A 13,028-nucleotide genomic window follows, 5' to 3' on the forward strand; every position below is an offset into this window, starting at 1 on the left:
GACGTCTGGCGCGGTCTTAGAGGACGGGGGCGGGGGCGTAAAAATCCACGCCGGCGCTCTCGAAGTAGGAAACGAGAGCGGGTCCTTTCACCCAGCGCACGGAACCATCGGCGTGGGCGGCGTTCTGGCCCTGCACCGAGCCGGTGACAGGTTCGGGATCGGAGTGGCCGTAGCTGCGACCGGCGGACCGGTAGGTGAGACAAGTCCAGAGAGGGAAATTATCTGGCACGTTGCTGCGCTGTTTGAGCACGTTTGGGGTGCCGGCCCCGAAACCGGCAACGATCGCAGCTTTGAGCGGTAGATTTCCGAAGTAGGAATAAGTAACGTAATTCGCGGTCGTGCCAGTAGCGGCGTAGCCCGGGGTCTCGGTGCTGCGCCACGCTTTTAGGGGGCCGGGGCAGAACATGATTCCATCCTTCGGCGGGTTGCCGAGATACGGGCTGAAAGCGTCCCAGTCGGCGGAAATAAATGCGTGCGGAAACGGGTAAATCACACTGCCGGCGGGCCGCAGAGGGATGGAGCCGCGATTATCGTTGGCGTAGGTCAGCGTGCCCACGGCGAGCTGATGGAGATTGCTGGCGCACGTGGATTTGGCGGCCGACTCCTTCACCTTGCCGACGACGGGGATGAGAATCGATGCGAGGATGCCGATGATGGCGATGACGGTAAGTAACTCGATGAGCGTGAAACCTGCACGGGCGGACGGGGTGGTGGGGTAGTTGTGGCGTTTCATGACGGGGGTAGAGGGGTGGGGCCGCAGGAGGAATTTAACCCACCTGCGGCGAGTGCTCAAACGAAGGATATCGGTTCTTTAGAGGCGGCTCTTGAGCTGCCAGGCGCGGGTGTAGTCTACATCCATGACAGCAGGGAGGTTGGCATCATCGACATTCTTGGTGGCCCAGCCGCCCATCTGGACGTTGAACTTCAAGTAGGCGGGGACGTTGCTGACGCGGTCGTTGATCTGCTCGGCGGTTTTCTTGCCGTCGACATACCAGGTGAGTTTACCCGGTTCCCAGAGGAGGCCAAAGACGTGGTAACCATCGGGCGTGGGGCCGTAGTAAATTTGCGAGGTGCCCCATTGTTTGTGGTCGGAGCCGTAGCCGTCCCAGTGGGTGGCGACGCTGTTGCGGCCGGGGCCCCACTCGGAGAGGATTTCCATGATGTCGATTTCCATGGCGCCCTTGCCGGTGTCGCGGCGGCGCCAGGTGTCGAGGCCGGAGGCGGCTCCACGGTCGGGCATCATCCAATAGGCGGGCCAGAGACCGCGGACGTAGGGGACTTTGATGCGTGCTTCGAAGTATCCATAAAGTTGCGACCACTTGTTGTAGCTTTGGATGAGGCCGGAGCTGTAGGCACGGGTGCCGAGCTTGGGGTCGTTGTTTTCGTGGCCGAACTTCTTCTCGACTTTGAATGTGGCGACACCGTTGGCGACCGTGACGTTTTCCGGGACGTAATGTTGCAACTGGCCGGGCTGCGGGCCGTCCCACGGGAAGCGCGGGGTCCAGAGTTTTTCGTTCAGCTGGGTGCCGTCGAAGTTTTCATCGAGGGTCTTGACCCATTCGCCGGGGAGATCGGCGGGCGGGCGCTGGCCGAGCCAGGCGGGGAGAACAGCCGGTGTGTTGCGATCCTCGGGCTTGGTGAAGGAAAGTTTGTTGGCGGCGTCGGATGGGCTGCCAGAGGCCTTCAAGTTGTCGAGGACGAGCGTGGTGGCGGTCTTCGGGCGGACGATGAAGATCTGGATCGCGGAGATTCGCGCGGGATTGAGCGGGAAGGCGGGGGCGCCGTTCTGCTGGCCAAAGGTGAGCTTGAGGATCTTGGTTTCGCCGGGATTGAAGACGGTGTTTTCGGTGTTCCACGGTTCGGCTTTCCAGTCGCCGGGGTTGTCGGCGCGGAGGAATACGGTGACCTTTTTGTCGTTGGCGTTGGTGACGCTCACTTCGATGGCGCTGAAGGCGGAGAGATTCCAGCCGCCCTTCGGAATGGGGAACTGGATGTTGGGATAGTTGGAGCCGGCCTCGAAGGTGACCTTGACTTTGCCGGCTTCGATGACGGCGGAGGAATCGGAGTGGTTGAAGCCGGCGAGTTTGTTTTTCGCGAGGTCGAGGAGTTCACCGCCGATGGAAGGCGAGAACGTGGCGTCCTGACCGGCGGCGACGGGTGTGGCCGAAGCGGTCTCCACGGAGGCAGTGGCGGAGGCGGTGCCGAACGGGGCGAGGTTGCTGATGAGGAGGGCCGCGTCGGCCTTGGGCTTCTCGACGTAAAGCTTGAGGACGTTCACGCGCGAGGAGTCGAGGGCGTATCCGGTCTTTCCATACGACTGGCCGAAGGTGACCTTGAGGGTCTTGGTTTCCCCGGGGGCGATCCAGACGTTGCCGGTGTTCCAGGGATTCTGGCGCCAGTCGCCGGGGTTGCCGGCGCGGAGGGCGACGTTGACGCGGGACTGGCCGGCGTTGGTGACGGTGGCCTGCACGCCGGCGAAACCGGTGAGGTTGAGCTGTCCGCCGGTGAGCGGGTAGTCGAAGCCGGGATAGTCACCGCCATTGGGGAAGGTGAGCTTGAGGGCGGGGGCGCCGGAGGACGCGTCGAATGCGAGGGCCGGGGCCTGCTCGGTCTTGATGGAGGCGATGTTGGCGGCGGTGGGCGTGAAGATCACGGCGCCGGCGGGAACCGCGGCGGACGTGGCCGCGGGTGAGGTCGAGGTGGTGGCGGCAGGGGCGACCGCCGGCGTGCCGGTGCCGAAGGGGGCGATGTTTTTAACGAGGATGACTGCGTCGGCCTTGGGCTTTTCGACGAAGAGCTTGAGGTTGCTCACGCGAGCGGCATCGAGGGCGTATCCGGCGCGTCCATACGACTGGCCGAAGGTGACCTTGACGATCTTGGTTTCGCCGGCGGCGATCCAGACGTTGTTGGTGTTCCAAGGTTGTTTGCGCCAGTCGCCGGGGTTGTCGGCGCGGAGGTTCACGTTGAGGCGGGACGGGCCGGTGTTGGTGATCTCGGCCTGGACGCCGGCGAAGGCGGAGAGGTTGGCGGTGCCGCCGGCGAGGGGCAGGTCAAGGCCCGGGTAATCGCCGCCATTGGGGAAGGACACTTTGAGTGCGGAACCCTCCAGCGAGAGGACGGGGTCCTTCTCGGTTTTGATGGTGGCGATGCTGGCGGCCGTGGGCGTGAACAGATCGGAGGCGGCGGTCGCGGAAAGGGTGGCTGCCAGGGTAAGCAAGGCGGCGCAGAACGGACGGAAGGAGGTAAAGCGTTTCATTAAAAAAGGGGAGGGGTTTTAGACGGAAGCGGTCGTGAGCGAGGCGGTTTCGCCGACGTTGGACGCGGTCGTAAAAGGGGTGGCGGAGGAAGGCGTGTTGTAAAGGTTGGCGCCGTTGGTGCGGATGACCTCGCGATACCAGTGGGCCGAGTCTTTGAGTGTGCGCACTTGGGTCGCGTAGTCGACGTGAACGAGACCGAAGCGGTGCTTGTAGCCCTCGGCCCATTCGAAGTTGTCCATGATCGACCAATGGAAATAGCCCTGCACGTCCACGCCCTCGTCGATGGCCTTGTCGAGACCGAGGAGATAGCGGTGGAGGAAGTCGATGCGGTGCGAATCGTGGACCTTGCCATCGAGCGACACCCAGTCGGGCATGGTGAGACCGTTTTCGGTGATGACGATGGGGAGCTTGTAACGCTCGGCGAGGAACTTGGTGCCCCAGTAAAGTGCGCTGTCGGTGCGCTTCCACAGAAAGTGCGTGTGGGGGAATCCTGGATCGAGCTGGACGGTCTCGGGCTCGCCATTGGCGCCGGCTTTGGTGGGGGTGGCGTGGTAGATATTGCAGCCGTAGAAATCGAGCGGCTGCTTGATGATGTCGAAATCGGCATCCTTGAACTTCGGGGCGTTTTTGCCGTAGGCCTTCAAGCCCTGCTCGGGATAGGAGCCGAGCACGGGGGCGTCGCCCCACCAGCGGTTGTTCCAGCAATGGCCGTCCCACACGGTGTCCATCGCGGCGTTGGCTGCGGCGACATCGGCGGCGGAGTCTGTAACCGGATAGTTGATACAACCGACGGGGGCCCAGCCGATGACCGGCGTGGTCTTGGCGCGGGCGCGGATGGTCTGCACCGAGCGACCATGGGCGAGCAAGGCGTGGTGGCCGGCTTGCAAGACCTCGTGGAGGCCTAGCTTGAGGCCGGGTGCGTGTTCACCGTGGAGATGGCCGAGACCGATGAAGCATTGCGGCTCGTTGAGGGTGATCCAGTGCGAGACGCGGTCGGAGAGACGGTCGACGACGACGGCGGTGTAGTCGGCAAACCACTGGGCGCTGTCGGGATTCAGCCAGCCGCCGCGCATGAAAAGATCGTAGGGGAAATCCCAGTGAAACAGTGTAACCCAAGGTTGGATACGCGCGGCGAGCAGCTCGTCGACGAGGCGATCGTAAAAAGCGAGGCCGGCTTCGTTGACTTTGCCGGTGCCGCTGGGCAGGACGCGGGGCCAGGAAACGGAGAGGCGGTAGGCCTGCAGGCCCATCTGCGACATCATGGCGACGTCGTCCTTGTAACGATTGTAGTGGTCGCACGCGACGTCGCCGGTGTGGCCTTCCCAGATGCGGCCCTTTTGGTGTGAGACCATGTCCCAGACGGACGCGCCTTTGCCGTCGGACTGCCAGGCGCCTTCGATTTGGTAGGAGGCCGCGGCGGCGCCCCAGGTGAAGTTGGATGGGAAGGATGAACTCATGGGAAAGTAAATGGGGGCGGCGGCAGCCGGGGAGGGGAAGAGAGCGGGGTGGCTCGGGCATGAACATAGCACCAATGAAGGAATAGGGGTTAGCCGTCTGCTGATGCAGAATGTGTCATTTGCCGATGCGTTTGCGCCGGCAATGAGGGAAGATTTCCTCGCTTTTAGTCGGGTTTTGACCATCAAGGCCGGGGAACTCGCTGATCGCTTACCTCTTTCGCGGCAGTGCAGTTTCTTGCGAATCCTTACCCTGCATGAGTTTTCCGGATAAATTTTCCTGGGGCGCGGTGACGTCGGCCTATCAAATCGAAGGTGCGTGGGAGGCCGACGGCAAAGGTCCCTCGGTGTGGGATATGTTCACGCGTCGCCGCGGACATGTGTGGGACGGCCAGACCGGCCAGGTGGCGTGCGACCACTACAATCACTACAAAGGGGACGTGGCCCTCATGGCGCAAATGGGGCTCAACGCCTACCGCTTTTCGGTGTGCTGGCCGCGTGTGATGCCGTCGGGCACGGGCGCGGTGAACGAGGCGGGCCTGGCCTTCTATGACCGGTTGGTGGATGAGTTGCTCGCCGCCGGGGTGCAACCGTGGGTGACGCTGTTTCACTGGGATTTTCCCTATCAACTTTTTTTGCGCGGCGGCTGGCTGAATCCGGAGAGCCCAGCCTGGTTTGCCAAATACACGGCGGCGGTCGTGGACCGGCTGTCGGACCGGGTGACGCATTGGGTGACCCTCAACGAGCCGCAATGCTTCATTGGCCTCGGTCACGCGAGTGGCGAGCATGCTCCCGGTTTAAAACTCGATCTGCCCGAGGTGCTGCTCGCGGGACATCATGCCTTGCTGGCGCACGGGCGTGCGGTGGAAGTGATCCGCGAGCGTGCGAAAAAGAAACCGATCGTGGGTTGGTCGCCGGCGGGCACGATTTATTATCCGGCGACGGAAAGCTCGGAGGATATCGCGGCCGCGCGCGTCGCGACCAACTCGGTGTGGCCCGACGGTGTGTGGAACAACCGCTGGTGGGGCGATCCCGTGGTGTTTGGTAATTATCCGGAGGAAGGCTTGCGCGTTTACGGCGCGGCGGCACCGCGTGCGACGAAGGCGGATTTCAAAATCATCCAGCAGCCGATTGATTTTTACGGGTGCAATATTTTCCAAGGCGAGGCGATCAAGGCGGGTCCGGGTGGCGCGCCCACGCTGGCACCGCTGCCGCCCGGGCATCCGCGCACGCTCTATCTGTGGAGCCAGACGCCCGAGGCGCTTTATTGGGGGCCGAAATTTTTGGCGGAAACTTACAAGCTGCCGATCGTCATCACCGAGTGCGGCATGTCGAATTGCGACATGGTGGGCCATGACGGACGCGTGCATGACCAGGTGCGAATCGAGTTCATGATCAGCTACCTGTTGCAACTGCGCCGGGCGCTCGCCGAGGGCATCGACGTGCGCGGTTATTTCAACTGGTCGCTGATGGATAATTTCGAATGGCAGGAAGGTTATAAACACCGCTTCGGCCTGATCCATGTCGATTACGCGACGCAGCGGCGCACGTTGAAAGATTCGGCGCATTGGTTCCGCGAGGTCATCGTGTCGAATGGTGCGGCGCTGGAAAAATACGTGCCGGACGCAGGCCCGCCGCAGCCCTACGTGATCCAGGAAACCATGCGTTATGTCGCCGCGCATGTAGGCGAGTCATTCAACATCAAAGATCTTGCCGCGCACCTACGCTGCCATCCGGATTTCCTGAGCCGCAAATTCAAACAGCAAGTGGGTGAAGACCTGAGTGCGTATATCCGGCGCGTTCGTATCGATCATGCGCGCGAGCTCTTGAAGCAGTCCGGCTCGCTGATCGATGACGTGGCGGAGAAGTCGGGCTTCTCCGATCGCATTCATTTCACGAAGGTGTTTCGCCGCGTCACGGGGCAGACGCCCGGACAGTTTCAACGGCAATTCCGCGCGGGTGTGGGCGAACGGGCCGGCGTGGTCGCGGACCCGCGTTTGAAGTCGAAGAACCCGCGCTCGGCCACGGGTGCGTGAGAGGCCCGCGTGATCGGGATGGAGTGAGCGGACATTAAAAAGCCCCGGTTCTCGCGAGCGAGAGTCGGGGCTTTGTTAGCGACCGGTGATGAGACCGGGCGAAGGGGGGGAATTAGCGACGACGACGGGAGAGCACGAAACCGAGAGCACCAAGACCGCCGAGGAGCGCGTAGGTGGACGGTTCGGGAACGGCGGAAGTGGTGAGGACGAGATTATCAACAGAGGTCATCACATTATTTCCGCCTGTGCCTAAGCGTAGAGCTACTGAAGTGCCGCCAAAAGTCGGAGTGGAATCCGAGATCGTTCCAAATGCTCCGATGATGCTAGAGTTGGACGAGTCTAGAATTGAGCCAGTGAAACCAATGCTAGTGCCTGCTACGGCATTAACATTTAAGCTTATGGTGTAAAAGGTGGTCGAGTTGAAGATGGCCGAGTTCAGGGATGCAGAGTTTAATGTAACGGTCGATCCAACCTGAGCTCCTACCGAGGTGCCATCGGTCTTGGCTCCTTTGAAAATTCTAAAGTCTGCAGTGCTAACTCCACCGGTCGTATTAAGACGAAATACGGCCAGGTATCCCACGCCTCCTGTGATGTTTGTTATGAAACCCACGCTCGTGCCGCCAAAGGAGGAGGGCATCACATCAAATTTCGCATCAAGTTTGAGTGAAAAACTGTCGGTGTTTTGCGCAGTGAATGAGGGGTTGTAAACGGCAATGCCTGACAGTGATCCGGTGCTTGTCGTGGTCTCGAGTATACCGTTGTTCACGGTCATATTCGTGGGGTTCGAGGTTTCCGTGAAATTGTCTGCGTATTGGGTTCCGGAAAAGTCGATGGTTGTGGTTATTGCTTTAAGCGGCGTCAGGCTTAGCGCGGAGGTGACGACTGCAATGGGCACGAACGCAAGGCGGGGTAGGTTGATTTTCATAAACTGTATGGGGTGGGCTTAAGCAAAATTTAGCACACAGCGGCTTGGAGCGGTTAACACGGATCTGATATAAGATGTGTCATCTCCTGATTCGTAGGGATTATTGCAGCTGGGTTTCCGTTATTCTGCAGGCATGTGCAGCAGTCGGTCTTTTGAAATCGAAAGGCGCTAATCTCGGGAAAAGACACATTTCAGATCAGCACTAGCCTAACTGCTGACGTGGCTTTCGCGTATGATGCAGCGATGAACCCCAGCTCCCGCCTTTGTCGTTCCCGCGTATCACGCGTTGTTTTGTCGACCACCCTGCTGCTTTCCCTCGCATCCGTTTCCCGCGCTGCCGACGGCACGTGGGCCACGACGAGCACCGGCTTGCTTTGGAGCACTGCGGGCAACTGGTCCGGCTCGGTGATCGCCGATGGCAGCGGGTTTACCGCCAACTTCAACAACGTGGATATCCCTGCGACGCCCGTGACGACCGTGAATTTGGATTCCACGCGCACGATCGGCAATCTGGTCTTTGGCGATACCAACACGGCCACGGCGGGAAGCTGGGTTTTGTCGAATAACGGCAATGCTGCGAACGCGCTGACCCTCGCCGGCACAACGCCTACGATTACGGTTGATACGCTTGGCACGGGAGCCACCGCCACCATTAGCGCGGTGATTGCCGGAAGCAGTGGTCTGACCAAGGCTGGTCTCGGCACCTTGGTCCTGTCCGGTGCCAACACCTTCTCGGGGACGACCAACGTGAACGCGGGCACCTTGCGTCTGGCCAGTGACACGGCGATCGGAAATGCCGACATCGCGAGCGGAGCGGTTTTAAACGTAGACTCGGTGTCCGTGGTTTATTCGGGCAACACTTCGGGCGCGGGCAGAATCACCAAGACCAACAGCGGCAGCACTCTCACCTTATTGGGTAATGGCCTTCACTCGGGCGGAACGACCTTGACCGATGGACGACTTATTTTGGGGACGGGAACCAACAACGGTCTTGGCACGGGCACGTTTACGCTGAGCCGAGGTGCGGTGCAGTCTTTGGACAACAGCACCCGCACCATTACCAATGCTCTGTCGATGGGCAGCAATGAGCTGTCTTTTGGCGCGCTTCAGGGTGCCTCCACCGGCTTGGGCGACCTGAATTTCGCGTCCACGACCGGCACCACTATCGGAGGCTCCAAGATTTGGACGGTTACCAACTCGACGACCGCGACCTTTGCCAACAATTGGAGCGGCAATACCGGCTGGAGCATCACCAAGGCGGGCACTGGCACGCTGGTGTTCAGCGGCAACATGAACACGTCCGGCGCGCTTACCGTGAACGCTGGCGCAATGACGCTCAATGGTCTGACTAACAGTTACACCGGTGTGACCACTGTCAGCGGCGGCATTTTATTGATCAACGGTGCCAAGACGGGAACGGGCGCGGTCACGATCACCTCCGGCACGTTTGGCGGCAACGGCACGATTGCCGGCGCGGCCACCGCTGCTTCGGGTTCTTTCTTGTCCCCGGGCGCGAGCAGCGGTGTCGCCGGCACTCTTACGTTTACCAGCACGCTCGACATCTCCGGACTCGCCTCGGGCACCGGCGGTTTGCTCTTCAACCTCGGCTCCGTCGGAAGCAGCGACAAGATCGCGTTGTCGAGCGGCGCGCTCACCATCGGCACCGGCGCGCTGGATTGGAATGACTTCAGCTTTACTACGCTTTCGGGCTACGGCGTCGGCACCTACACGCTGTTTTCGACGACCACTTCGATTGTCGGCACGATGGGTTCAAATCTTACCGGCACGGTTGGCGGGCTGAACGGCACGCTTTCGATTTCGGGCAACGACATCGTGCTCACCGTTTCCGCCATTCCCGAGCCGTCGACCTACGCGCTGATCGGCGGCGTGTTGTCTCTGGGCCTGGCGGCAACCCTGCGTCGCAAGCGTCTTTAAGCGCTCGTATATCCCTTGCCGTATTAACCACGGCCTTCCTAACAAGCCCGGTGGCTCGCGAGAGTCCCGGGCTTTTCAATGTCCGGTGCATTCGGCCGCCTTATTTCTGCTTTGCGCCGGGGCGTGGGTTGGCGAACGTAACGCATCATTATGTGCGCCGAGCCGATTCGTTTTTATAACCGTTACACGCAGTCCGTCGAAACCGAGCAGGTCTATGGCGAGAAGTGGTTGCGCTGGACCTACGAGACCGCACCCGGTGGCTTTTCAGTGTGGGCGCTGATCAAGCGCGCGGTGTTCTCGCACTGGTATGGCTGGCGCATGGATCGCCCGATCAGTGCGCAAAAGGTGCTGCCTTTCATCGCCGACTATGACCTCGATGTGGACGCATTCGCGAAGTCGCCGCTGGAGTTCAAAACCTTCAACGAGTTTTTCTACCGTGCGCTAAAAAAAGACGCGCGGCCCATCGCGGCCGGCGAGGATGTCGCGGTGTTCGCCGCAGATGGTCGCCATCTCGCGTTTCCCGACGTGGACAAGGCGGATGGTTTTTATGTGAAGGGTGCGAAGTTCTCGCTGGCCGAGTTGTTTGGCGACGAGGCGCTGGCGCGCGAGTTTGCCGGCGGCGCGATGGTGATCTCGCGGTTGTGTCCGGTTGACTACCACCGCTTCCACTTTCCAGTGGCGGGCGTGCCGGCGGCGCCGAAACTGATCAACGGCTACCTTTACTCGGTGAGCCCGATCGCGCTGCGCCGCAACGTCGGCTACCTCGTGCAAAACAAACGCGCGCTCACGCTCGTTAATGACACGCGCTTCGGTCGTGTGGCAGTGTTCGAAGTCGGTGCGACCTGCGTCGGCACGATCAAGAATTTCTTCGAGGCGGGTAAACCGGTGGCGAAGGGCGAGGAGAAGGGATTGTTCACGTTTGGCGGCTCGTGCGTGATCACGGTTTTCCAGAAAGGCAGCATCCGGTTCGACGACGACGTGGTGGCGCAGAGCGCGCAACATGTGGAGACGTATGCCCGCATGGGCGACCGGCTCGGTGTGGCGTTGTAAGTGTCCGGTCCGTGGCGTGAAAATGACCCTCGTTTGAAGCTGATCGCCCGGGCCGTTGGTTGAGTGTAATGTCTTTTGAATACTGATTCTTAATCCTTGGATTTTTCCTATGTCCGCTACCCCTCGTCTGATTGTTGAACTTGCCCCGTATTTTGTGCGCGCCGCCGTGGTGGTGAACGACCGCGTGGTCACGCAGGGCGAATTTGCGGCGGACGATGCGGCGGGCGTGTCGACGTTTGTGACGGAGCATGCGCCGGGTGCGCCGGTGAGTGTGGCATTGCTGGCTCCGGCGTCGGGCATCGCGACCCTGGTGTCGGCGGAAGAAGCGGCGGGGATGCGCACGGCGGACGCGTTTTTGGCGCGGGCGGCGGGCGGTGGCGGCGCGCGCGTGGCGGTGTGTGATGCGGCGAAGGGTGTCGTGCCAGTGGGCGATGGGGTGACGGGCGTGTTGATGGCTGGAATCACGGCGGAAGCGGAGGCCGAGGCGCGCGCACGGTTGACGACTTTGGGGCTGAGCCCGCTGGCGGTGACCGCGGCGTTGCCGGCCGAGTTGGGTGGCGTGGTGCAGCTGTTGAGCGGCCGGCCTGCGACGGAAAGCGTGGCGGTGTGGGTTCCGGGTGAGTCGGCCGGCAAAGTATGGATCGTATCGTCTGCGGGCATTCGTGCGGTGTGCGAAGTCGCGGTCGGGTTTACGCAGATTTTTGAGGCGGTGCAGGCGGAGCTGGGGCTCAAGTTCCGCATGGCGGCGTCCAAGTTGTTTTTAAGCGGTGAGTATGACTTCAGCGAGACGGCGGAGCGGATCGGGGGACGGGTGGGCGCGGCCATTCTTACGGCTTTGGATAAAGAAACACCGGCGGCGTTGCATGTCGTCGGGTTGACCGCCGGTCAGTCGTGGCTGGCGGCGGCGGTGGCGAAATCGATCGAGTTGCCCGTGTGGACGCCGGCTGAGGCGATCGCGGCGGCCCGCTACGGGGTTTCTTCTGAACATGTGTCGTCGAGGGTGAGCGGCTTGCTGCAAGCCGCTGCGGCGGGGCAGGTGGGTGGCGCGTGGTTGCCGGTGTGGTTGACGCCCGGTGCGGCGATGCCGGTGGCGATTGCCGAAGCGGTGGTTCCAGTCGCGCCGGTTCCGGTGCCGGCGATTGTGCGGCCTGCGGCGGCCGCTCCGGTGCTGATGCGTGCACCTGCACCAGCTCCCGCGCAAGTGAAGCCGGTGCCGCCCAAACCGGTGGCGATAAAACCGGTTGAACCCGCAGTGGCCAAGCCGGCTACGCCCAAACCCGTTGCGGCGAAGGCTCCGTTGAAGTCTGCGATTACGCCTGCACCGGCTGCGACGACGGGTAAAAAATTTCCGTTGGTGCCGGTGATTGCGGGTGTGGTGGGTGTGGTGCTGCTGGCCGGTGGAGCGATGTTTTTTCTTAAACCGTCGGCCGAGAAGGCGAAGTCCGCCGCAGCGACGGCTTCGGTGGCTTCGGTGAAACCGGCTGCGACGGGCCCGGCGGTGAAAGAGGCATCCGGATTGGATCCGGCGTTACAGCGGGTTCTGCTCGAGTCGGAACTGAAGCGCGATCCGGTCAGCTTCAAGAATGATCATTACGGTTTCGCGGTTTCACCGAAAGGTGTGCTGGTGGATTTGAAGGCAACCGGGCGCGCCTCGGCGTGGGTCAAGAATCTCGGTTTCATGCGGCTTTACGGAGTTTCGCTGGGAGCCGACGGGCGCAAGGTGGTGCGAAAGGCCGGCGACATGGGCAGCCCCGATTATCGGGCGCGGGTCCTCAAGCAGGTGCGCGACGGTGCGATCGTGTTCGACGTGGAGGTGGTGCACCCGAAGTTTTTGCTGAGACAGACGTATACCTGCCTCCCTCATTCGGTGAAGGTGAACGTGCGTTTCAAGCCCACCGGCTTGTCGGATAAGTCGGGAACGTTGGATGCGGTTTACGGCGTTCACTTGGGCTCAACTGAGTTCACGGCGCCGGGAGCCTTGCCGGTGGTGCGCACGGGTGAAGTGGCTTACGCAACCAAGGCCGGGGCGCTGAGCCTGCGTTATGATCCGGCGTTTACGGGGGCTGGATCGAAGCCGGTGGTCGCGGATCCGGAACTCGTATCGTTCGTGCTCGCAGTCGCGGGTGGGACGACGGAGCAGGTGTTGAGTTACGAGATCGTGCTGCCGTGAGTATGTAGGCGGGACGCTCGTTCGGTAAATTGGGCCGGCCGAGTTAGCCTTCGGACTTGCCACGGGAGAGCGGGCGTCGGCACTGTGACGCCCTCAGCGCCCGCCCGGGTGGTGGAATGGCAGACACGTGGGTCTTAGAAGCCCATATCGAAAGGTGTGCAGGTTCGAGTCCTGTCCCGGGCACCAATCTTTGCCGGCCTC

General features: G+C 61.5%; 8 protein-coding genes and 1 tRNA gene. 5 read left to right on the top strand and 4 right to left on the bottom strand.

Going from position 1 to position 13,028, the window contains the following annotated elements; translation table 11 throughout:
• Positions 1-16: 16 nt before the first annotated feature.
• The 3 genes from FPL22_RS12520 to FPL22_RS12530 all read right to left on the bottom strand — a co-directional run bounded on the left by FPL22_RS12520 (position 17) and on the right by FPL22_RS12530 (position 4,714).
• Positions 17-733: a type II secretion system protein gene (locus FPL22_RS12520; protein ID WP_144230755.1), complete on the bottom strand. Its 717-nt coding sequence runs from the start codon at positions 731-733 to the stop codon at positions 17-19.
• Positions 734-811: 78 nt separating this feature from the next.
• Positions 812-3,256 (bottom strand): glycoside hydrolase family 16 protein, encoded by a 2,445-nt coding sequence (locus FPL22_RS12525; protein ID WP_144230756.1) that lies wholly within the window; start codon positions 3,254-3,256, stop codon positions 812-814.
• 18 nt (positions 3,257-3,274) lie between these two features.
• The gene (locus tag FPL22_RS12530; RefSeq protein WP_144230757.1) at positions 3,275-4,714 is read right to left on the bottom strand and encodes a GH1 family beta-glucosidase; all 1,440 of its coding nucleotides are present in this window, start codon (positions 4,712-4,714) and stop codon (positions 3,275-3,277) included.
• A gap of 254 nt (positions 4,715-4,968) precedes the next feature.
• On the opposite strand from FPL22_RS12530, the gene FPL22_RS12535 reads away from it, so the two are divergent.
• Positions 4,969-6,747 (top strand): GH1 family beta-glucosidase, encoded by a 1,779-nt coding sequence (locus tag FPL22_RS12535; RefSeq protein ID WP_144230758.1) that lies wholly within the window; start codon positions 4,969-4,971, stop codon positions 6,745-6,747.
• A gap of 112 nt (positions 6,748-6,859) precedes the next feature.
• Here FPL22_RS12535 and FPL22_RS17855 read toward each other — a convergent pair whose 3' ends face one another.
• Complete coding sequence (locus FPL22_RS17855; RefSeq protein ID WP_203235155.1) at positions 6,860-7,672, bottom strand: PEP-CTERM sorting domain-containing protein; 813 nt, start codon at positions 7,670-7,672, stop codon at positions 6,860-6,862.
• A gap of 291 nt (positions 7,673-7,963) precedes the next feature.
• Here FPL22_RS17855 and FPL22_RS12545 point away from each other — a divergent pair, with 291 nt between their 5' ends.
• The 4 genes from FPL22_RS12545 (at position 7,964) to FPL22_RS12560 (ending at position 13,013) form a co-directional block, all read left to right on the top strand.
• On the top strand, positions 7,964-9,607 hold the full coding sequence (locus FPL22_RS12545) for a beta strand repeat-containing protein (protein WP_162525300.1): 1,644 nt from the start codon (positions 7,964-7,966) through the stop codon (positions 9,605-9,607).
• A gap of 150 nt (positions 9,608-9,757) precedes the next feature.
• Positions 9,758-10,657, top strand: a complete 900-nt coding sequence (locus FPL22_RS12550; RefSeq protein ID WP_144230760.1) for a phosphatidylserine decarboxylase — start codon at positions 9,758-9,760, stop codon at positions 10,655-10,657.
• Between the two features lie 109 nt (positions 10,658-10,766).
• Positions 10,767-12,827, top strand: coding sequence for a hypothetical protein (locus FPL22_RS12555; protein WP_144230761.1), 2,061 nt, complete (start codon positions 10,767-10,769; stop codon positions 12,825-12,827).
• A gap of 102 nt (positions 12,828-12,929) precedes the next feature.
• Positions 12,930-13,013, top strand: a tRNA-Leu gene (locus FPL22_RS12560).
• The last annotated feature ends 15 nt before the right edge of the window (positions 13,014-13,028 follow it).

The sequence above is a fragment of the Rariglobus hedericola genome (assembly GCF_007559335.1).
GTDB classification, from domain to species: Bacteria; Verrucomicrobiota; Verrucomicrobiia; order Opitutales; family Opitutaceae; genus Rariglobus; species Rariglobus hedericola.